Here is a 20,836-nt window from a genome sequence, read left to right as displayed (position 1 = left end):
TCACGCTTCGTCGGTGTCGGCGAGCTTCCAGTTCGGATCACTGCTCTTCAGCGTCCGCGCGAAGGTCCAGACGTCGTGGATCTCGACCGCATCGGTCAGCGTTCCGGCGACCACCTCTCCCTGCGCGTTGCGGGTGACGGCGGCGATGTCGGCGTCGAACGCGACGGTGATCCGCGCCTCGCGCCCCGATACCTGCGTCTCGACGATCGCCGCGCGGTCGATCCGGACCAGGCGATTTTCCAGCGTCTCGCCCGCCTCGGCGCGCGCAGCGATCGCGGCGGCGAACGCGTCGCGCACTTCCGTCGTGCAAAGCTCGCTCACCGCGGCCTCGTCACCGCGCCAGAACGCCTCCAGCGTCATCCGATACGCGGCCTGCGATCCCTCCAGGAAGCGCGACACGTCGAAGCTCGGCTCGCCGGCGACGATCGCGCGCAGCCCCTGCTCGGCCTTGGGCTCGATCGGACGCGGCGCCGCGTCGCGCGGCTCCGGCGTGGACTCGACCGCGCGCGGCAGCGTCAGCGGCAGCGACCGATCGTCGGCGGCGCGCGCCAGCGGGCGCTGCTCGTGCCCCGTGCGCTTGCCGAGCACGCTATAGAGCCGGAGCGCCGTGAAGCCGGCGACCATGGCGAGGATCACGATGAAGAAGGTCATACAAGGCCGATATAGGCGAAGCGCGCGCGGTTTCAAAGCGCCGGCCGTTGAAACCTGCCCGCCCCCCTGCTAGCGGCGGCGCTTTCCGGGTAGCGGCTCGTTTCGACGCGCCCGCAGCCCCTTGCACGAAGGACCGATGATCCCATGGCAGACGAAGGCCAGATGCCCGGCGACCAGCCGTTCGGCCAGCCGCTCGCGAACGGTGCCGACACCGCGCCGTCGGCGGGGATGATCTCTCAGTACGTCAAGGACCTGTCCTTCGAGAACCCGAACGCGCCCAAGATCTTTCAGTCGCAGGAGCCGCCGGCGATCGACGTCCAGTTCAACATCGGCGCGGGCCAGGTCGGCGAGGACGTCCACGAGGTGTCGCTGAAGATCGAGGCGCGCGCCGAGGTGCAGGGCGAAGCCGCGTTCGTGGTCGAGCTGACCTATGCCGGGCTGTTCGGGTTCCGCAACGTTCCCGCCGAGCAGATCCAGCCCTTCCTGCTGGGCGAGGCGCCCCGCCTGCTGTTCCCCTTCGCCCGGCGGGTGCTGGCGGACGCGGTGCGCGACGGCGGCTTTCCGCCGCTGCTGCTGGAGCCGATCGATTTCGGCCAGCTCTTCCTGCAACAGCAGCAGGCGCAGGAGCAGGCTCAGGCCGGCACGATGGGGACGTCGTAGCGGCAATCCTCCCCGTTCCGGGGAGGAGCTGATAGACGAGCCTGTGAGCATTTTTCCTTGAACCTCGCGCGCGCGCTCGGCTCCGTCGGTGGCCTAACGCTCGCCAGCCGCGCGCTGGCGCTCGTCCGCGACACGCTGTCGGCGAGCTATATCGGCGCGGGCTTTGCCTCCGACGCCTTCTTCGTCGCGTTCCGGCTGCCCAACATGTTCCGCTCGCTGTTCGCGGAAGGCGCGTTTTCGGCCGCGTTCATCCCGATGTTCAACCGCAAGGTGGCCGATGGCGGGCCGGACGCGGGCATGGCCGCCGGGGTCGATTTCGCCGAGCGCGCGCTGTCGGTACTATTCCCGGTGCTGGTGCTGTTCACCGTCGCCATGCTGATCGCGGCCTATCCGCTGACCTGGGCGCTGTCGGGGGGGTTCGAGCGGCAGCACCCCACGCCCGCGCAGTTCGATTTTGCGGTGTCGCTGTCGCGCTGGACCATCCCGTACCTGTCGCTGATCTCGCTGGTCTCGCTGCTCGGCGGCATCCTCAACTCGCTCAACCGCTTCTGGGTCAACGCCGCCGCGCCGATCCTGCTGAACGTCGCGATGGTGGGGATGCTGCTCTTCTTCCACGGGCCGGACCCGTATGCGACGGCGCGGACGCAATCGATCGCGGTCACGGTCGGTGGGGTCTTGCAGCTGGTGTGGCTGTTCTGGGCGTGTCGGCAGGCAGGCGTGAACCTGAAGTTGCGGATGCCGCGCCTCGATGCCGACATCAAGCGGCTGCTGTCGCTGATCGTCCCCGCCGCCGCCGGGGCCGGCGCGGCGCAGATCAACCTCGCCATCTCCACCGCGCTCGCCGGTGGGCTGCTGTCCGCCGGGTCGATCTCCGCGATCTATTACGCCGACCGCCTGAACCAGCTGCCGCTCGGGATGATCGGGATCGGCCTCGGCACCATCCTGCTCCCCGTCGTGTCACGGCTGCTGAGCGAGGGGCGCGAGGCGGAGGCGATGGAGACGCAGAACCGCGGGCTGGAGCTGGCGCTGTTCCTGACGCTGCCCGCCACCGCCGCCTTCGTTTTCGCCGCCGAGCCGATCGTGCGCGGGCTGTTCCAGCACGGCCAGTTCACCAGCGCGGACTCGCGCCGCGCCGCGCTGGCGCTCGCCGCCTTTTCGATCGGTCTGCCTAGTTACGTGCTGGTCAAGGTGCTGACGCCCGGCTTCTACGCGCGCGCCGATACGCGCACGCCGGTGCGACTGGCGCTGTGGTCGGTGGCGCTGAACCTCGTCGGCAACGTCGCGCTGATCCCGTTGCTGGGGCGGTGGGGCGTCGGGCAGGTCGGGCCGCCGCTCGCCACCGCGCTGGCGTCGACGGTCAACGTCGCCAGCCTCTATATCGTGCTCGCGCGGCGGGGGCATTTCACGATCGACGCGCAATTGCGGCGCAAGGTGCCACGCCTGGCGATCGCGGCGCTGCTGATGGGTGCGGCGCTGCTGCTGGTGAAGCCGCTGTTCGAGCCGTATCTGCTCGGCTCCTTTCCAGTGCGCGCGGCGGCGCTGTCGCTGCTGGTCGGATCGGGCGTGCTGGTCTACGGCCTCGCCTGCTTCGCGACCGGTGCGTTCCGCATCGCCGACATCCGGAGCCTCCTCAACCGCAGGGCGAGTTCGCGATGACCATGCGCGTCGTTTCCGGCATCCAGCCGACCGGCAATCTCCACCTCGGCAACTATCTGGGGGCGATCAGGCAGTGGGTGCGGCTGCAGGACGATGCCGCCGCGCAAGGGGGGCAGGCGCTGTTCTTCCTCGCCGATCTGCACGCGCTGACGCAGCCGGTCGTACCGGCGGAGCTGGCAAACGCGACGGTCGAGATGGCGGCGACGCTGATCGCGTGCGGCGTCGATCCCGAGCGCGCCATCCTGTTCAACCAGGCGCGCGTGCCGCAGCATAGCGAGCTGGCGTGGCTGCTCGGCGGCACCGCGCGGGTCGGCTGGCTCAACCGCATGACGCAGTGGAAGGACAAGGCCGGCAAGAACCGCGAGGGTGCGAGCGTCGGCCTGTTCACCTACCCGGTGCTCCAGGCCGCCGACGTGCTGCTCTATCAGGCGACGCATGTCCCGGTCGGCGACGATCAGAAACAGCATCTGGAGCTGGCGCGGGACATCGCGACCAAGTTCAACCTCGATTTCGGCACGGAGCTGTTCACGCTGCCCGAGCCCTATGTCTCACCGGCGGCGCCGCGGATCATGTCGTTGCGCGACGGCGCGGCGAAGATGTCGAAGTCCGATCCGTCGGACGCCAGCCGCATCAATCTGATCGACGACGACGACGCGATCGCCGCCAAGTTCCGCAAGGCGCGCACCGATGCCGAACCGCTGCCGGAGACGCCGGACGGGCTCGCCGGCCGCGACGAAGCGCGCAACCTGGTCACCATCTACGCCGCGCTGGCGGAAGAGCCGGCGCAGGCGGTGCTCGATCGTTTTGCGGGCCAGGGATTCGGTGCGTTCAAGCCCGCGCTCGCAGACCTCGCGATCGCGCGGCTCGGGCCGATCCGTACCAAGTTGACGCGGCTGCTGGACGATCGAAACGCCGTCGGCGCGACACTGGCCGCGGGAGCGGAGCGGGCACGGGCGCTTGCCGCGCCGACGTTGCTGGCGGCGCAGCGGGCGGTAGGGCTGCAGGTCTGATCGAGCCGACGCCCGGCGGCGGTTGATCGCGGGCAAAAAGAACGCGCGATCGCAGCATGTTACCCTTCACCGGACCGTAACCATTCGCGGCGAGGGTGCGGTCCATGACCAGGTCCGCTTCCGCACTGCTGCCGCTCCTCGCCCTCGTCGCCGGTTGCGGCGGCGGCGGTAGCAGCGGATCGGCCGCGGTCGCCGTCGTATCCTCGCCATCGCCGACCGCGGCCATGACGCCGACACCCGCAGCGACCGCGACGCCCGCGCCGACGCCGGCCCCTTCCCCCGCCCCGACCGGTTTCACCGCGCAGGCGGCGGCGCTCTATACGACGCAGCCCGATATCGCAGGATGCCGCTCGGGCCAGCTGTCGAACGCGACGACCACCGCGCTGCTCGCCAGCCTCAACGCGATCCGCGCGCTCCACAAGCTGCCGCCGGTGACCTATTCATCGACCGACGAAGCCGCCGCGCAGGCGTCCGCGCTGCTTCAGGCGGCGAACGACTCGCTCAGCCACACGCCGCCGACGACGTGGAAATGCTACACCGCGTCGGGTGCGACCGGCTCGGGATCGAGCAACCTCTATGGCGGGTTCGGCAACGGCCTGGGTCTCATCACCGACGATCAGGTGCTGGCGGGGTGGTTGATCGAGACCAACAACGTCGTCGCCGACAGCGTCGGGCACCGCCGCTGGCTGCTCCATCCGTTCCTGGGCAGCGTCGCCTATGGCCGTGTCGCTGGCGCGTCGCCGACCAGCACGCGCGCCGACGCCGCCGCGCTGAAGGTCTTCAACAATGCCGGGCCGGGGTTCGGCAACGCCGCGCTGCCGCCCTATGTCGCTTATCCGTACGAAGATTACCCGGCGCGGTACTTCACGCCGGGCGCGCTGCTGTCGTTCGGGGTGATCGCGAGCGCCAATCCGAACGCTACAGCGAATCGCACCGTCAACTTCTCGGGCGCGGTGGTGACGGTCAGGCAGCGCGGCGGCGGCACGCTCGCGGTGTCGAAGCAGGCGTACGACAATGACGGCTATGGCCTCGCCAACAACCTGCAGTTCGCGGTCGCCGGGCTACAGGCCGGGATCTATTACGACGTCACCATCACCGGCGTGGTCGTGAACGGCGCGACGCAAAGCTACGGCTACTTCTTCCGGATCGTCTGACGCGGGCCTGCGCGGCCTCAGCCCTCCAGCTCGCGCAACAGCACCCGCACCGCATTGTCGATGTCGCGATCCGAGTCGCGCAGCTGCTCGACCTTGCGGACCGCGTGGATGACGGTGGAGTGATCGCGGCCACCGAACTTGCGGCCGATCTCCGGCAGCGAGCGCGTGGTGAGCCGCTTGGCGAGATACATCGCGATCTGCCGCGGGCGCGCCACCGCGCGGGCACGGCGGGCGGAGACGAGATCGAGCGGCTTCAGCTCGAAATGCTGGATGACCAGCTTCTGGATCTCGTCGATCGTCACCCGCCGCTGGCTCCCGCGCAGCGCATCTCCCAGCGTCGCGACCGCGAAGTCGAGATCGATCGTCTCGCCGGTCAATTGGGCGTAGGCGAGGATGCGGTTGAGCGACCCCTCCAGTTCGCGGATGCTGCCGGTGATCCGGCCTGCGAGGAGGTCGAGCACCCCGACCGGCACCGCGGCGTCGAGATCGCCGACGCGGCGCTCCAGCACCTGACGACGGAGGTCGAGGTCGGGTGCCTTGATATCGGCGACCAGCCCGACGCCGAGTCGCGACAGGATTCGCGCCTCGACCCCGTCGAGCGCCTGCGGGCAGCGATCGGCGGAGATGACCAGCCGTTTGCCCGCCGCCATGATCTCGTTGATCGTGTGGAAAAACTCCTCCTGCGTCGAATCCTTGCCCGCGATGAATTGCAGGTCGTCGATCATCAGCAGGTCGGCGGCGCGCAGCCGCGCCTTGAACGCGAAGGTGTCGCGCGCGCGGACGGCGGCGACGAAGTCGAACATGAACCGTTCGGCCGACATGCACAGGATGTTGGCGTCGGGCTGCGCGGCCAGGAACGCATGCCCGATCGCGTGCATCAGGTGGGTCTTGCCCAGTCCGGTCGTCGAATGGAGGAACAGCGGCGAGAACCGCGGCGTCCCCGGCTCGGCGAGCGCGCGGGCGGCGTTGACCGCGACGCGGTTGGACGGCGCGACGACGAAGCGGTCGAAGGTCAACCGCTCGTCGAGCTGCGGGCGCGGCGCGGGCGGGCGGCCGGGTGCCGGGGCCGGGACGGGATCGGCGGTCAGGATCACCGGCTGCGGCCCGGCCGCGCGGGTCTCGATACTGACGTCGCGGACCTGGGGCAGATGGCTGCGGAACTCGAGCAGCAGGCGGTCGGCATAATGGCTTCGGACCCAGTCGGCCATGAACTGCGACGGCAGCGCCAGCCGGACCGAGTCGCCGACGATATCGCCGTTAACGTCGAGGACGAGCGCGATCGGCTTGAGCCACTGATCGAACAGCCGCGCCCCAGCGGATTCGCGCAGCGAGGATCGGATGCGCGCCCATGCACGCTCCTGCTCGCTGCCGCCCGCCGGCGCGCCCATCACCGCTGTCGTCCGCTGCCCGTGGCTCACGCACATCTCTCCCGTGCCCGTGCGCGACATGCGCGCACGGGGTTGCTGTTCTTGCGACGACGATGCTCCTCCGTGCCCCCCGGCTCTTCGGTTTTCGCCCGATACCTACTGGTGCCGCGACCGCTGGTCCCGGCAGACAGCGGTTATGGAAGCGGGCGGTTGAGTCGTTCAAGTCCGGCCCGTGACGCTTTTGTTAAATAAAGCGGATTGACACGTCCCCGCCCACGGTAAACCGTCAAACTTTCGGACAAGCTGTTGTTTTTGTTGATCTTTATCGAAATATGCACAGCTGTCGGCAACGCGAATCGCGCTTTGACCTGTGGTTTCCATTCCGTTCCAACCACACAGGAAAAAGCCCGCCGGACCGGGTGGTCCGACGGGCCATAAACCTTCCTACAGGCGTATCAGGCGAGCGCCGATACCGCCTTGGTCAGGCGAGCGAACTTGCGCGAGGCGGTATTGCGATGGAGCACACCCTTGGCGACGCCGCGCGCCAGCTCGGGCTGCGCCTGCTGCAACGCCGTCGCGGCGGTCGACTTGTCACCAGCCGCGAGCGCCGCCTCGACCTTCTTGACGAAGGTGCGGATGCGGCCGACGCGGGCACCGTTGATCTCGGCGCGGCGCTGGTTGCGACGGATACGCTTCTTGGCTTGCGGCGTGTTCGCCATTCGACTTAAACCCTCGTTCAACGGTAAAGGGAGCGCGGAAGCGGCCTCCACGCTCGATGTGGCACGCGCCCTACCGAACCGGCCCGCTCAGGTCAACCACGCCGCGCTATCCCCTCTGGCAGCGCGGGCACCAGAAGGTGGAGCGCCCCGCCTCTACGCGGCGGCGAACGGTGCCGCCGCACGTGCAGGCCTCGCCCTCGCGGCCATAGACGAGGAACTGCTTGGAGAAATAGCCGAGCGCGCCGTCGGGATGCGCGAAGTCGCGCAAGCTCGAGCCACCCGCCGCGATCGCGTCCTCCAGCACCGCCTTGATCGCCTCGGCCAGCCGCTCCAGCCGGGGCAGCGCGATCCGACCGGCCGCGCGCGACGGCGCGATGCGCGCGCGGTGCAGCGCCTCGCAGACATAGATGTTGCCCAGCCCGGCCACGATCCGCTGATCGAGCAGCATCGCCTTGATCGGCGCGGTCCGCCGGTCGAATGCGCCGAGCAGGTATGCCGCCGTCAGCTCCGGTCCCAGCGGCTCCGGCCCCATCGCCGCGAACGGCGGATAGGCGTCGAGCGCGTCGGTGCGGAGCAGGTCCAGAAAGCCGAACCGGCGCGGATCGTTGAGCGCCAGCCGCCGGCCCGCGTTGGTCGCGATCAGCAGGTGATCGTGCGGCTCGACCTCGCTCGGATCGACCCGCCACCGGCCCGACATGCCGAGGTGGAAGACCAGCGTGTCGCCGCGATCGGTGTCGATCATCCCGTATTTGGCGCGGCGCCCGAGCGCGACGACGGTGGCGCCGGTCAGCCGCTGGCGCAGATCGACCGGGATCGCCTTGCGGAGGTCGGCGCGGCGCGGCTCGACCGTGGCGAGGCGCTGGCCGTGGAGCACGGGGGTGAGCCCGCGCACGGTGGTCTCGACTTCGGGGAGTTCGGGCATCTGCATCAAATAAGCGCCGCTCGCGCCTTTGCCACCGCCCGTTCCCGACACTACAGGCGGGCGGCATGAACGATATCGTCTCCTTCGGCTATGAAGAGGTCGCGCGCGACGAGAAGACGCGTCGGGTCGGCGGGGTCTTCTCCTCCGTCGCCTCGCGCTACGACCTGATGAACGACGCCATGTCCGGAGGCATGCACCGGTTGTGGAAGGACCGCTTCGTGCGCCGGGTGAAGCCGCGCGCGGGCGAGACGATCCTCGATATGGCGGGCGGCACCGGCGACATCGCCTTTCGCCTGGCGAAGAACGGCGCGGCGTTGACGGTGGCCGACATCAACCCGGCGATGCTCGGCGTCGGCATGGAGCGGGCCCGCAAGCGCGGCATCGAGGCGCTCGTCTGGACGGAGGCCAACGCGGAGACGCTGGCGTTTTCGGACAAGAGCTTCGACGCCTATACGATCGCGTTCGGCATCCGGAACGTGACGGACATCCCGGCGGCATTGCGCGAGGCGCATCGGGTGTTGAGGCGCGGCGGCAGGTTCTTCTGCCTGGAGTTCTCGACCACGCAATGGCCGGGCTTCGCCGAGGTCTACGACGCCTATTCGCACAGGCTGGTGCCGCAGCTAGGCAAGCTGCTCGCCGGCGATGCGGACAGCTATCGCTATCTGATCGAATCGATCCGCCGCTTCCCGGACATGCCGGCGTTCGAGGGCATGATCCGCGACGCCGGCTTCACGCGCACCGCCGTCGAGCCGATCGCGGGCGGGCTGGTGGCGATCCATTCGGGGTGGAAGATCTAAGCCGCCCGTGACGTCCCCCACGACCCATATCTGGCGGCTGCTGCGCTGGGGCCGCATCCTGGCCAAGCACGGCGCGCTGCGTGGGATCGAGCGCGACCCGAACACGCCCGCGCCGGTGCGCCGCCTCGTCCGGCTCGCGCGGGTCGGGACGCGGCAACCCGCCGCGCCGCGCTACGCCGATGCCTTTCAGGCGATCGGGCCGGCGGCGATCAAGTTGGGGCAGACGCTGGCGACGCGGCCCGATCTGGTCGGCGAGGCGGCGGCGCAGGACCTGTTGCGGTTGCAGGACCGCCTGCCCTCGCTTCCTTTTCCGATCATCCGCCAGGCGGTGGAGGCGAGCCTGGGGCGTCCGCTGACCGCCGCGTTCGCGAGCTTCGAGGAGGAGCCGGTCGGCGCCGCCTCGATCGCGCAGGTCCATCGTGCGGTGACGCCGGACGGCCGGACGGTGGCGGTGAAGGTGCTACGCCCCGGCGTCGAGGACGATTTCAAGCGCGCGATCGACACCTATCAATGGGCGGCGGCGCAGCTGGAGGCGATGAGCATCGAGGCGCGCCGCCTGCGCCCGCGCCTGACGATCGAGACGTTCAAGCGCTGGACAGCGCGCGAGCTGAACTTCCGGCGCGAGGCGGCGTCGGCGAGCGAGCTGGCGGAGGCGATGACCGCCGAGCCCGATTTCGTAGTGCCCGGCATCGACTGGCAGCGGTCGACCGCCAAGGTGCTGACGGTGGAGTGGGTGGACGGCGTCAAGCTGACCGACCGCGCCGGGCTCGACGCCGCCGGCTTCGACAAGCGCAAGCTCGCCCGCACGCTGATCCAGGCGTTCCTGCGCCAGGCGATCGCGGAGGGCTTTTTCCACGCCGACCTTCACCAGGGTAATCTGTTCGCGCTGCCCGGAGATCGGATCGCGGCGATCGACTTCGGGATCATGGGCCGGATCGACCGGCGTGCGCGGGTGTGGCTGGCGGAGATCCTCTACGGCCTCATCACCGGCAACTACAAACGAGTCGCCGAGATCCATTTCGAGGCCGGCTATGTTCCCGGCCACCACAACGTCGCCGAGTTCGCGACCGCCTTGCGCGCGGTCGGCGAGCCGATGCGCGGGCTGCCGGTCAAGGACATGTCGATCGGGATGATGCTCGACGGGCTGTTCTCGATCACCCGCGACTTCGACATGGTGACGCAGCCGCACCTGCTCCTGCTCCAGAAGACGATGGTGATGGTGGAGGGCGTGGCGACGGGCCTCGATCCCGATATCAACCTGTGGGAGACCGCCGCGCCGTTCGTGCGCGAGTGGATCAGGACCGAACTGGGGCCGGAAGCGGCGCTGGCGGATCGGCTCATCATGGACCTCCGCACCCTGGCCGGGCTGCCCGATCTGGTGCGCCGGATCGAGGCACGCTTCCCTGCGCCGGGCGGCGAGCCCCCTGCCCCGCCGCTGGTCGAGGTGGAAGTGGTTCGGATCGGCGGCGGCTGGCGCTATGCCGCGACGGCGGTCGTGAGCGCGGCGGCCGGGATCGGGGCGGCGTGGATGCTGCTGCATTGAGCAGCGTCCCGCCCTTGCGGCCGCGCCAGCCGCTCTGGCTCGCGACACCGTCGCGTTGGGCGGGACTGGCGCGCGGACAGGCGCGGCTGATACTGGGCACGCTGGCGGTGCTCGTTCTCCTTAGCCTCACCGCGCTGATCGCTGCCGACCCGACCGCCGCCGGTGCGGCGGCGCGCGACGGCAGCGACCTTCAGCTCTACTCCGGCGTCGTCGAGGCGATCCGGCATGGCGGCAGCTATTACCCGGTGACCGCGGAGGCGCTCCGCATCGGCCACTATCCGCTGCGGCCGTTCGTGACGTTTCGGCTGCCGACGCTGGCCGTCGCGCAGGCGTGGTTGCCGGCCGCGATGGTGCCGATGCTGCTCTATGCGCTCGCGATCGGCGTGGTGCTGGCCTGGTACGACCGATTCCGGGAGGCGTTCACGCGACCCCTGCCGCGCGTGGTCGCGCTGCTGTTGCTGGCGGGCGGGTCGATCGCGTGCTGGCAGGCGGAACTGGCGCCGTTCCATGAGATCTGGGCCGGGCTGCTGATCGCGCTGTCGCTGGCGCGGTATCGGACGGGCGCGTGGCTGGAGGCGGTCGGCTGGGGACTGACGGCGGCGCTGATCCGCGAGACGTCGGCACTGTATCTGCTGGTCATGGCGACGCTCGCCTGGCGCGAGAGCGACCGGCGGCAGGCGGCGGCCTGGGGCGCAGCGATCCTCGTCCTGCTGACCGTCGTGGCGGCGCACGGCTATGGCGTCGCGCAGGTGGTCACGGTCGCCGATCCGCGCTCGCCGGGTTGGGCGGGACTGCTCGGGCCGGGCTATGTCGTGCGGACGTGGCAGGCGTCGACCGCGCTCAGCCTGTTGCCGCTGGCGCTCGCCGCACCGCTGGTCGCGCTGGCGCTGGCGGGGTGGACCGCCTGGGCCTCGCCCGTCGCGACGCGCGCTGCCACGACATTGGGGGCCTATGCGCTGTTGCTGGGCGTCGCGGGGCGGCTCGACACCTTCTATTGGGGGCTGCTGACCGCACCGGTCTTGCTGATCGGACTGGCCTTCGCACCCGATGGCCTGCGCGACCTGATCGCGGCGGCGCTCGACAGGCGGCGGATCGTCGTGCGACGGGTCAGCCTGTGAAGCGCGTCCTGCTCATCGTCGGCGGCGGCATCGCGGCCTACAAGGCGTGCGAGCTGATCCGCCTGCTCCGCCGCAGCGGCCACGCGGTGCGCTGCGTGCTGACCGAGGCGGGGGCGCACTTCGTGACGCCGATGACGCTAGCCGCGCTGTCCGAGGACCAGGTCTATACGAGCCTGTGGAACCTGAAGGACGAGGCCGAGATGGGGCATATCCAGCTCAGCCGCGAGGCCGACCTGCTGGTCGTCGCGCCCGCCACCGCCGACCTGATGGCGAGCATGGCGGCGGGACGGGCGCACGACCTCGCGACGACGGTGCTGCTCGCCACCGATAAGCCGGTGCTGGTCGCGCCGGCGATGAACGTCAGGATGTGGCAGCATGCGGCGACGCGGCGCAACATCGCGCGGCTGCGGGCGGACGGCGTGACGGTGCTGGAGCCCGATGTCGGCGCGATGGCCTGCGGCGAGTTCGGCCCCGGCCGCTTGCCCGAGCCGGTGGCGATCGCGGCGGCGATCGAGGCGGCGCTCGCGCCCGCCGCGACGCCGCTGGCGGGCCGCCATGTCCTCGTCACCGCCGGGCCGACGCACGAACCGATCGATCCGGTGCGCTACATCGCCAACCGCTCGTCGGGGCGGCAGGGCTATGCCATCGCCGCCGCCGCAGCACGGGCCGGCGCGCGGGTGACGCTGGTGTCCGGCCCGGTCGCGCTGCCTACTCCTGCGGGCGTCGATCGGATCGACGTCGAGAGTGCCCGCGACATGGCGGCGGCGGTCGATGCCGCGCTGCCCGCCGACGCGGCGGTGATGGTCGCGGCCGTCGCCGACTGGCGGGTCGAGGCGGCGGGACAGAAGGTCAAGAAGGGCGAGGTCATGCCGGCGCTGACTTTGGTGGAGAACCCCGACATCCTCGCGATGCTCGCCAAGTCGCCCGCGCGGCCACGGCTGCTGATCGGCTTCGCGGCGGAAACCGAGCAGGTCGTCGAGCACGCCGTCGCCAAGCGGGCGCGCAAGGACTGCGACTGGCTGGTCGCCAACGACGTCTCCGGCGACGTGTTCGGCGGCGACGCGAACACCGTCCACCTCGTCACCGCCGAGGGCGTCGAGGATTGGGAGCGACTGCCGAAGGAAGAGGTCGCGCGCCGGCTGGTGGCACGGATCCCGGGGGCACTGGCGTGATCGACATCCGGCTCAAGCGGCTGCCGCACGGCGAGGGGCTCCCCTCCCCCACCTACGCTACCGAGGGCGCGGCAGGGATGGACGTGGTCGCGGCGGAGGAACTGGTCCTCGCGCCCGGCGCGCGGCACGCTGTCGCGACCGGCTTCGCGGTCGCCATTCCGGACGGCTACGAGGTGCAGGTGCGGCCACGTTCCGGTCTCGCGCTCAAGCACGGCGTCACCTGCCTCAATACGCCGGGCACGATCGACAGCGACTATCGCGGCGAGGTGAAGGTGATCCTCGCCAACCTCGGCGACGCGCCCTTCCCCATCCGACGCGGCGACCGCATCGCCCAGCTGGTCCCGGCGCCCGTGCTCGGCGCGCGGCTGGTCGATGTGGCCGAGCTGGACGACACGGCGCGGGGGAGCGGCGGCTTCGGCTCGACCGGGGTGTGATGCTCTCCGACGAGGAGCTGGCGCGTTACGCCCGCCAGATCGTGCTCAAGGAGATCGGCGGGGCCGGGCAGGTCCGGCTCAAGGCCGCGACCGTCGCGGTCGTCGGCGCGGGCGGAATCGGGTCGCCGGTCATTCAATATCTCGCGGCGGCCGGCGTCGGGCGGCTGGTCGTCATCGACGATGATGCGGTCGATCTGTCCAATCTTCAGCGGCAGGTGCTGTTCTCGACCGAATCGATCGGCCTCCTCAAGACGAACGAAGCGGTTGAACGGGTCGGCCGGCTCAATCCGCTCGTCGACCTGGACGCCCACGCCGTCCGGGTCGGCGCGGAGAACGCGAACGACCTGCTGGCCGCTGCCGACGTCGTCGTCGACGGCTGCGACAATTTCGCGACGCGGCTGGCGGTCGCCGACGCGGCGCTGGCGTTGCGCGTACCGCTGGTATCGGCGGCCGTCGGCCAATTCGAGGGGCAGCTGGCCGTCTATCGCGGCTGGGAAGCGGACAAGCCGTGCTACCGCTGCTTCGTCGGCGACGTGCCCGATCGCGGCGACGCGAGCTGCGCCGAGCAGGGCGTGCTCGGGCCGGTCACTGGTATGCTCGGCAGCCTCGCCGCGCTGGAGGCGATCCGCGCGATCGTGCCGTTCGGCGACGATCCGGCGGGGAAGCTGCTGCTGGCGGACCTGCTGGGCTGGCGGTTCAGGACGCTGACTTTGCCGAAGGATCCGGGGTGCCGGGTCTGTGCTCCTGCGAAAGCAGGAGCCTAGACGAGCACATCCTTATCCCAACAACCCTAGGGCAAAGGCCCGCACCGCCGGGCCGATATCTTCCCGCGCCAGCGCCAGCGCCAGGTTGGCCTGAATATACCCCGCCTTGTCCCCGCAATCGTAGCGCGCGCCGTCGAAGGTATAGCCATGAAACGGCTGCCGCCCGATAAGCTGCGCCATCGCGTCGGTCAGCTGGATCTCCCCGCCGGCGCCCGTCACCGGGTTGTCGAGCACCCGCATCACCTCGGGCTGGAGGATGTAGCGACCGGGGATCATCAGGTTCGACGGCGCCTTGCCCTTCGGCTTCTCCACCAAACCGGTGACCTCGGTCAGCCGACCATCCACCCGGCCCGGCGAGATGATGCCGTACTTGTCGGTCTCGCTGTCCGGCACCTCCAGCGCACCGACGACGTTGCCGCCGACCTGTTCGTAGGCCGCGACCATCTGCGCCAGAAAGTTGGGCGCGCCGACCATCAGCTCGTCGGGCAGCAGCACAGCGAACGGCTCGTCGCCGACGATCTCGCGCGCGCACCACACCGCGTGGCCGAGCCCCAGCGGCTCCTGCTGGCGGACATAGACGGGTGAGCCGGGCTTCTGCCGGATGCCCTCGACCGCGGCTAGGCTCTTGCCGCGCGCGCGCATCGTATCCTCCAGCTCGTAGGAGATGTCGAAATGATCCTCCAGCGCCGCCTTGCCGCGCCCCGTCACGAAGATGATCTGCTCGATCCCGGCGGCGAGCGCCTCCTCGACCGCATATTGGATCAGCGGCTTGTCGACGACGGTCAGCATCTCCTTGGGCATCGCCTTGGTCGCCGGCAGGAAGCGCGTACCCAACCCCGCCACCGGAAACACCGCCTTGCGAACGCGCTTGATCGTCACCGTTTCACCTTTTTTGCTGATTGGCGCGTAGCGAGGGCCGCGTGTCGGCGCAAACACCTGCCGCAATCCGATTAACGGCGCCTCAAGCGGGTCGCGGTAAGGAGTGCCATGGCCACCATCCTCGTCGTGTTCGGCACCCGCCCCGAGGCGATCAAGCTGTTCCCCGTCGTCCGCGCGCTCGCCGCTATGCCGGAGCTGCGCGTGCGGACGTGCGTCACCGCGCAGCATCGCGGGCTGCTCGATCAGGTGCTCGCGGTCGCCGGCCTGACACCTGACATCGATCTCGACATCATGGAGCCGGGACAGACGCTCGACCGGCTCACCGCGCGGCTGCTGACCGGCTTGGGCGAGGTGATGGATCGCGAACGGCCCGACTGGGTGGTCGTCCAGGGCGATACCGCGACCGCGATGGCGGGGGCGCTCGCCGCCTATTACCGCAAGGTGCCCGTCGCCCATGTCGAGGCCGGCCTGCGCTCGGGCGATATCTATCACCCTTGGCCCGAGGAGGTGAACCGCCGCATCGTCGCGCCGATCGCGCGGGCGCACTTCGCGCCTACCGACACGGCCGCGGACGCGCTGCGTCGGGAGAACATCGACCCCAAACTGATCCACGTCACCGGCAACACCGTCGTCGACGCGCTGCAATGGACGCAGGCACGGGTCGCGGCCGAGCCGGCGCTGGCGGCGGGGCTCGACGATGTGCTGGCACCGCTCGCGGGCAAGCGGCTGGTGCTGGTAACGACGCACCGGCGCGAGAACTTCGGCGGCGGCATGGCGGCGATCGCTCGCGCGCTGGTGCGGATCGCCGATCGTGGCGACACCGCGCTGCTGTTTCCGGTCCATCCCAATCCGCAGGTCGGGCCCGTGATGGACGCGATCGTGGGGGATCGGCCGGAGATCGTCCGCATCGCGCCGCTCGATTATCCGCACTTCGTCCGCGCACTCGCCGCCTGCGACCTGGTGCTGTCCGATTCGGGCGGGGTGCAGGAGGAGGCGCCGGCGCTGGGCAAGCCGGTGCTGGTGATGCGCGAGACGACCGAGCGACCGGAGGGCGTCGCCGCCGGCACCGCGCGGCTGGTGGGCACGGACGAAGACCGCATCGTCCACGAAGTCTCAACGCTTCTCGACGATAGCGACGTCTATGCCGCCATGGCCCGCGCCCACAATCCGTTCGGCGACGGCCATGCTGCGGCCCGGATCGCGGAGCTGCTAGCGGATGCTTGCCGACACTGACCTTTCCGTCTGCGTGCTTGGGCTGGGCTATATCGGCCTGCCCACCGCCGCCGTCATCGCCCGCACCGGTGCTCGGGTGCTGGGCGTCGATGTGACCGCCAGCGTCGTGGAAACGATCAACTCCGGCAAGGTGCATATCGAGGAGGTCGATCTCGACGCGCTCGTTTCCGGCGTCGTCGCGCGGGGCACGTTGCGTGCCTCGACGCAGATCGCGGCGGCGGACGTGTTCGTGATCGCGGTGCCGACGCCGTTCGTCGACGATCACCGGCCCGACATCGGCTATGTGCTGCGCGCCGCGACGACGGTCGCGACGGTGCTGAAGCGCGGCGATACCGTGATCCTCGAATCGACTTCGCCGGTCGGCACGACCGAGCAGGTCCGCGACCTGCTGGCGGAGCTTCGCCCCGACCTGACGATGCCCGGCAGGGGCGCCGATGCGGATGTCTCGATCGCCTATTGTCCCGAACGCGTGCTGCCCGGCCGTATCCTCCACGAGCTGATCGCCAACGACCGCGTGATCGGCGGCGTCACGCCGCGCTGCGCGCGCAAGGCGCTCGCCTTTTACCGCCGCTTCGTGCGGGGTGCCTGCGTGACGACGACGGCGAAGGCGGCGGAAATGACCAAGCTCGCCGAGAACGCCTTCCGCGACGTCAACATCGCCTTCGCCAACGAGCTAAGCCTCGTCGCGGACCGGATGGGGGTCGACGTGTGGGAGGTTATCCGCCTCGCCAACCGCCACCCGCGCGTATCGATCCTTCAGCCCGGACCGGGCGTCGGCGGGCATTGTATCGCCGTCGATCCCTGGTTCCTGGTCGCGGCCGCGCCGGAGGTCACGCCGCTGATCCGCACCGCACGCGAGGTCAACGACGGCAAGGTCGCGCACGTCGTCGAGCAGGCCGCCAGACTGATCGAGGCGCATCCGCAGACGGCGGTCGCGTGCCTGGGTCTCGCGTTCAAGGCCAACATCGACGATTTCCGGGAAAGCCCGGCGCTCGCCGTCAGCCTGGCGCTGGCGCGGCGGTTCGGCGCGCGGGTGCGGGTGGTGGAGCCCTATGCGGCCACGCTGCCCGACGCGTTCGCCGGCACGGGCGCCACACTGATCGACCTCGACACGGCGCTGGCGAGCTGTGCGACGATGGTGGTGCTGGTCGACCACGACCTGTTCCGCTCGGTGCCCGTCGAAGAGCGCGCCGGCATCGCGGTGCTCGACACGCGCGGCATCTGGCCGGACCAGCCACGCGCGCCGGTGACGGTGCCGCTCCGCCTCGCAAGCTGACCGCCTTCCCTTTCGCGGATGCGCGCCCTATCTGGCGCTCTTCCATGCTTGCCAAGTTCCTGAAAGCGCGCCGTTCGCCGGTAGCCGCGCCGGCGATCCCGCCCGGCCAGCGCATCTATGCGATCGGCGACGTGCACGGCTGTCTGGAGCAGCTCGACACGTTGTTGGCGATGATCGCGGCGGACGACCGGGCACGGGGCGACGCCGATACCACGACGATCTTCCTCGGCGACCTGGTCGATCGCGGCCCTGCCTCGGCCCAGGTGGTCGACCGGGTGCGCGGGTTGATGGCGAACGGGCGGACGCGCTGTCTGCTGGGCAATCACGAGGAGATCTTTCTCCAGGCACTGGACGGCGAAGCGAGCGCCATGAAGCTGTTCTGCCGGATCGGCGGGCGCGAGACGGCGCTGAGCTATGGGCTGAGCGAGCGCGAGTATGAGCGTCTCGACTATCGCGAGTTGCACGCCGCGCTGGATCAGCGGGTGCCTGCCGCGGATCGCTCCTTTCTCGGCGCTTGCGAGGACATGATCGCGGTCGGCGATTACCTGTTCGTCCACGCCGGTGTCCGACCGGGCGTGCCGTTGGATCAGCAACGCCCGTCGGACCTGCGGTGGATCCGCGACGCCTTCCTCGATCATGGTCGGGTGCTGGAGAAGATGATCGTCCACGGGCACACCATCGCCGACACGGTCGAGACCCTGCCGCACCGCATCGGCATCGACACCGGGGCGTTCGCGACCGGCCGACTGACGGCGCTGGGACTTGAAGGTCAGTCGCGATGGGAGTTGCACACCGGCGCTTAAAGGAGCGTTCACCCCTGTGGTGCAATAGCCACGATGCGGCGAAATGATGACCGGGGTCGGCAAGACCCTGTTACTCGGTTGCCAGCGGAGCGTCGCCATGGCATTGGCGACGCTAGAGTTTCGTTGAGGGAGTGTATTTAATGCGTCTTGGGAAGTATCTCATGGCCGCCGCGGTCGCCACGATGGCGGTTGCTCCGGCCTTCGCGGCGCCGGCCAACCCGGCCGCCAGCCTTTCGGTCGCGAAGTCGGCCCGTGCCGGCTCGGCGACCACCAAGGACAGCGACCTGGCCGGTGGCGGCGTGTTCGTTGCCCTGATCGCGGCAGCTGCCGTGATCGCGGGCATCGTGATCGTTGCTCAGGAAGACGATTCGCCCGACAGCAACTGAGCTGGCGAACGAGTATGTAAACGGGAATGGCGGTCGGTGACGGCCGCCATTCTTCGTTTTGGGCTTGCTGAGTGGCTCATGACCGCCCGGCGGGGTCGAGGTCGATGCCCATGTCCTGGTGACACTGTTGTTCTGGCATTCGGTGCGGGGATGGCAGTTCAACGTCGCTGATTGCGAATTCGATCGGTCGGCTTGGCGGCCGGCCAGCGCTGTCTCCGATTTGGAATCGGCGTGATACGTCCAAGACCCCGTTGCAACGCCTGCAACCGACGTAAAGCCACGGTACTCCGTAATCGGCTCGGAATGTTGCCTATTTCGACGGGTCGGTGACGATGGGCGACCTAGCGGGTGTGGCGGGTCAAGACAGGCTTCGATGGTCCCTTTTGTGGAGCCATGCTGCTGGCGAGACTAGAAGCTTGCAGCGATCATGCATCTCTCGACCGCAAGATCGCGCGCCGCCTTCCATGCTCGCGACGAACCACCCGCCTCGAGAGCACCTGAAAGACTGAAGGTCGAGTTCGTCCGGGCATCATCCTGCGACCACGTCGCCTGTCGCGATAGCTCTCGTCTGCGGATAACAGGCCGGGTTGAGTTCCGGCCGGCGACGTCCATGCGGCCAGCCCATGCACGCGACGCCGCGCCGCGACCCCTGCGGTACGCGCCATCGGCTCTGGCCGACGATGCGCGATCGAGAAGAGATTGCAACGCGAGTGTAGTTTAAACCGGCGACCACGATCCTGATCGGCAGGCAATTGGCAGGCGCGGACGCACCGTCAGGCGGTGGTCGCGGCTTCTATTGCCCGCCTGGGACTGGCGGTGGCATCGCCCCGCCGGGAACGCCGCCGGGAGCACCGCCACCGGGCATTCCCATGCCCTGCTGTGCCTGCATCTGGCGGAGCACGGCTTCCGGGATGAAGTCGATCAGTTCGACGTCGAACACCAGCGTCGCGTTGGGCGGGATCGGGGCGCCGGGGGGCGGTGTCGCGCCGTACCCGAGCCGCGACGGCATCCAGACACGGTACTTGGCGCCCTTGGTCATCAGCTTCAGGGCCTCGGCGAAGCCGGGCACGACCCCCGCCAGCGGCAGCGGTGTCGGGCGCTCTGACTTGTCGAAGGTGGTGCCATCGAGCAGCCGGCCCTGATACTGGATCAGCGCCACGTCCGTCGCGGTCGGGTGCGCGCCGTTGCGGTCGCCCAGCTTGACGATCTTGTACTGCAGCCCGGACGCGGTGGTGACTACGCCCGACCCGCGCGATTCGCGTACCAGCGCCGGATCGCCTTGCCGCGCCAACGCATAGGCCGACACGCAAGCGAGCAGGATGCCCAGCCACAGCCAGACGAGATAGCCGCGCTTGACGGGCTGGAGCGGCACGGCGGTCACGGTCGACATCAGGCGGTTCGGCTCCGACCCGTCAGGGCAAAGGTAACGAAAGGTAACACCAACGCGCGTCGCCGAGCGTCGAGAAGCGCGTGCTTACCGCGCCCCGTCGCGCTCGGCGCGCTTGCGCTCCAGCTTGCGGGCGCGGCGCACGGCAGCGGCCCGCTCGCGCGCGCGCTTTTCCGACGGCTTCTCATAGTGACGGCGCAGCTTCATCTCGCGATAAACGCCCTCGCGCTGCAGCTTCTTCTTGAGCGCGCGCAGGGCCTGGTCGACGTTGTTGTCGCGAACGATGATCTGCATGGGTAGTACGATGCTCCGGGCACGAATAGCCGTCTCGCGAGACGCGCTGAAAAGATAGAAGCAGGGTCGCTAGCAACGCGGGGCTCGAATGGCAAGAGTGAAGCCGCCGCCGCCGTCCCGCCCCAATCTTGCGTATCGCCCCCGCTTGCCGTTAACGATGCCGACAAATTGCGCGAGATCGGTCGCAGCCGTTGGAGCAACGCCGCCCGTCGGGCGAATGGCAAGGATCGTGGATGGAAGCTCGAATTATTGTGGCCCTCACGCTCATCGCCATCAGCGGTATCGGCGCGCTCGCCGCGCTGGCGGTGTATCTGCCGCGCCGCCGCCGCGAGAAGCTGCGCCGACGTGGAATCAAGTCGTCCGGCCACTGACCGACCTGTTGCAGCATTGCCACAGGTCCGCGGCAAGCGACGAATGTTTCAGCTCCGCAACGTCCCGGATACGCAAATCGCGCACCGCCGAGGGATGTCGCCGCCAGCCGCCCCTGCCATGGACCTCGTCACCCGCCTCCTCGTCGTCGATAACGACCCGGTATCCGGGAGCTGACCGCCGGGTTCCTCGCGCAGCATGGCTATCAGGTCGCTACCGCCGGACGGCGTGTTCGGCGACAG

22 protein-coding genes are annotated in these 20,836 nt (G+C 69.4%); 15 read left to right on the top strand and 7 right to left on the bottom strand.

Annotated features, from left to right (window positions below; translation table 11 throughout):
- Entirely contained in the window at positions 1-651 is a 651-nt protein-coding gene (locus tag ACOFKS_RS00745) for a Tim44/TimA family putative adaptor protein (RefSeq protein WP_419807336.1), read from the bottom strand.
- 144 nt (positions 652-795) lie between these two features.
- Between ACOFKS_RS00745 and secB the strand changes: the two genes are divergently transcribed.
- From secB to ACOFKS_RS00725, 4 genes are all read left to right on the top strand, one after another.
- Positions 796-1,311, top strand: coding sequence for a protein-export chaperone SecB (gene secB / locus ACOFKS_RS00740; protein ID WP_419807335.1), 516 nt, complete (start codon positions 796-798; stop codon positions 1,309-1,311).
- 57 nt (positions 1,312-1,368) lie between these two features.
- Positions 1,369-2,967, top strand: a complete 1,599-nt coding sequence (murJ, locus tag ACOFKS_RS00735) for a murein biosynthesis integral membrane protein MurJ (protein WP_419807334.1) — start codon at positions 1,369-1,371, stop codon at positions 2,965-2,967.
- A gap of 2 nt (positions 2,968-2,969) precedes the next feature.
- Positions 2,970-3,977: a tryptophan--tRNA ligase gene (gene trpS, locus ACOFKS_RS00730; RefSeq protein ID WP_419807527.1), complete on the top strand. Its 1,008-nt coding sequence runs from the start codon at positions 2,970-2,972 to the stop codon at positions 3,975-3,977.
- A 104-nt stretch (positions 3,978-4,081) separates the two neighbouring features.
- Positions 4,082-5,131 (top strand): CAP domain-containing protein, encoded by a 1,050-nt coding sequence (locus ACOFKS_RS00725; RefSeq protein WP_419807333.1) that lies wholly within the window; start codon positions 4,082-4,084, stop codon positions 5,129-5,131.
- 17 nt (positions 5,132-5,148) lie between these two features.
- Here ACOFKS_RS00725 and dnaA read toward each other — a convergent pair whose 3' ends face one another.
- The 3 genes from dnaA to mutM form a co-directional block, all read right to left on the bottom strand.
- Entirely contained in the window at positions 5,149-6,519 is a 1,371-nt protein-coding gene (gene dnaA, locus ACOFKS_RS00720; RefSeq protein ID WP_419807526.1) for a chromosomal replication initiator protein DnaA, read from the bottom strand.
- A gap of 434 nt (positions 6,520-6,953) precedes the next feature.
- Entirely contained in the window at positions 6,954-7,217 is a 264-nt protein-coding gene (gene rpsT, locus ACOFKS_RS00715; RefSeq protein WP_419807332.1) for a 30S ribosomal protein S20, read from the bottom strand.
- A 106-nt stretch (positions 7,218-7,323) separates the two neighbouring features.
- Positions 7,324-8,139 carry a bifunctional DNA-formamidopyrimidine glycosylase/DNA-(apurinic or apyrimidinic site) lyase gene (gene mutM / locus ACOFKS_RS00710; protein ID WP_419807331.1) on the bottom strand — a complete coding sequence of 272 codons (816 nt, stop codon included), beginning with the start codon at positions 8,137-8,139 and terminating at the stop codon, positions 7,324-7,326.
- A 65-nt stretch (positions 8,140-8,204) separates the two neighbouring features.
- Between mutM and ACOFKS_RS00705 the strand changes: the two genes are divergently transcribed.
- From ACOFKS_RS00705 to ACOFKS_RS00680, 6 genes are read left to right on the top strand one after another with little or no spacing between them, the layout of a single operon-like run.
- Entirely contained in the window at positions 8,205-8,936 is a 732-nt protein-coding gene (locus ACOFKS_RS00705; RefSeq protein ID WP_419807330.1) for a class I SAM-dependent methyltransferase, read from the top strand.
- Positions 8,937-8,943: 7 nt separating this feature from the next.
- Entirely contained in the window at positions 8,944-10,479 is a 1,536-nt protein-coding gene (gene ubiB, locus ACOFKS_RS00700; RefSeq protein WP_419807329.1) for a 2-polyprenylphenol 6-hydroxylase, read from the top strand.
- Positions 10,480-10,493: 14 nt separating this feature from the next.
- On the top strand, positions 10,494-11,597 hold the full coding sequence (locus ACOFKS_RS00695; RefSeq protein ID WP_419807328.1) for a hypothetical protein: 1,104 nt from the start codon (positions 10,494-10,496) through the stop codon (positions 11,595-11,597).
- Complete coding sequence (gene coaBC, locus ACOFKS_RS00690) at positions 11,594-12,769, top strand: bifunctional phosphopantothenoylcysteine decarboxylase/phosphopantothenate--cysteine ligase CoaBC (RefSeq protein WP_419807327.1); 1,176 nt, start codon at positions 11,594-11,596, stop codon at positions 12,767-12,769. Before ACOFKS_RS00695 ends, coaBC begins: the two co-directional genes overlap by 4 nt.
- Positions 12,766-13,203: a dUTP diphosphatase gene (dut, locus tag ACOFKS_RS00685; RefSeq protein ID WP_419807326.1), complete on the top strand. Its 438-nt coding sequence runs from the start codon at positions 12,766-12,768 to the stop codon at positions 13,201-13,203. Before coaBC ends, dut begins: the two co-directional genes overlap by 4 nt.
- Positions 13,200-13,967, top strand: a complete 768-nt coding sequence (locus ACOFKS_RS00680; RefSeq protein ID WP_419807325.1) for a HesA/MoeB/ThiF family protein — start codon at positions 13,200-13,202, stop codon at positions 13,965-13,967. The genes dut and ACOFKS_RS00680 overlap by 4 nt, the downstream gene beginning before the upstream one ends.
- 12 nt (positions 13,968-13,979) lie before the next feature.
- Here the strand turns inward: ACOFKS_RS00680 and galU are convergent, their stop codons facing one another.
- Positions 13,980-14,846 (bottom strand): UTP--glucose-1-phosphate uridylyltransferase GalU, encoded by an 867-nt coding sequence (gene galU / locus ACOFKS_RS00675; protein ID WP_419807324.1) that lies wholly within the window; start codon positions 14,844-14,846, stop codon positions 13,980-13,982.
- 108 nt (positions 14,847-14,954) lie between these two features.
- On the opposite strand from galU, the gene wecB reads away from it, so the two are divergent.
- From wecB to ACOFKS_RS00655, 4 genes are all read left to right on the top strand, one after another.
- Positions 14,955-16,079 (top strand): non-hydrolyzing UDP-N-acetylglucosamine 2-epimerase, encoded by a 1,125-nt coding sequence (wecB, locus tag ACOFKS_RS00670; protein ID WP_419807323.1) that lies wholly within the window; start codon positions 14,955-14,957, stop codon positions 16,077-16,079.
- Entirely contained in the window at positions 16,063-17,355 is a 1,293-nt protein-coding gene (gene wecC, locus ACOFKS_RS00665) for a UDP-N-acetyl-D-mannosamine dehydrogenase (protein WP_419807322.1), read from the top strand. Before wecB ends, wecC begins: the two co-directional genes overlap by 17 nt.
- A 44-nt stretch (positions 17,356-17,399) precedes the next feature.
- The gene (locus ACOFKS_RS00660) at positions 17,400-18,158 is read left to right on the top strand and encodes a metallophosphoesterase family protein (protein WP_419807321.1); all 759 of its coding nucleotides are present in this window, start codon (positions 17,400-17,402) and stop codon (positions 18,156-18,158) included.
- Positions 18,159-18,319: 161 nt separating this feature from the next.
- On the top strand, positions 18,320-18,544 hold the full coding sequence (locus ACOFKS_RS00655) for a hypothetical protein (protein WP_419807320.1): 225 nt from the start codon (positions 18,320-18,322) through the stop codon (positions 18,542-18,544).
- A gap of 793 nt (positions 18,545-19,337) precedes the next feature.
- Here the strand turns inward: ACOFKS_RS00655 and ACOFKS_RS00650 are convergent.
- Together ACOFKS_RS00650 and rpsU are read right to left on the bottom strand one after the other, a co-directional pair.
- Positions 19,338-19,934, bottom strand: coding sequence for an FKBP-type peptidyl-prolyl cis-trans isomerase (locus ACOFKS_RS00650; RefSeq protein ID WP_419807319.1), 597 nt, complete (start codon positions 19,932-19,934; stop codon positions 19,338-19,340).
- A gap of 84 nt (positions 19,935-20,018) precedes the next feature.
- Positions 20,019-20,225 carry a 30S ribosomal protein S21 gene (gene rpsU / locus ACOFKS_RS00645; RefSeq protein WP_007404630.1) on the bottom strand — a complete coding sequence of 69 codons (207 nt, stop codon included), beginning with the start codon at positions 20,223-20,225 and terminating at the stop codon, positions 20,019-20,021.
- Positions 20,226-20,458: 233 nt separating this feature from the next.
- Between rpsU and ACOFKS_RS00640 the strand changes: the two genes are divergently transcribed.
- A complete protein-coding gene (locus ACOFKS_RS00640) occupies positions 20,459-20,596 on the top strand; it encodes an LPXTG cell wall anchor domain-containing protein (RefSeq protein WP_419807318.1) in 138 nt (45 codons plus the stop codon).
- Positions 20,597-20,836 lie beyond the last annotated feature (240 nt).

The organism is Sphingomonas sp., from assembly GCF_965200135.1.
Taxonomy (GTDB): Bacteria; Pseudomonadota; Alphaproteobacteria; order Sphingomonadales; family Sphingomonadaceae; genus Sphingomonas.
This window is presented reverse-complemented; position numbering and strand designations above follow the sequence as displayed.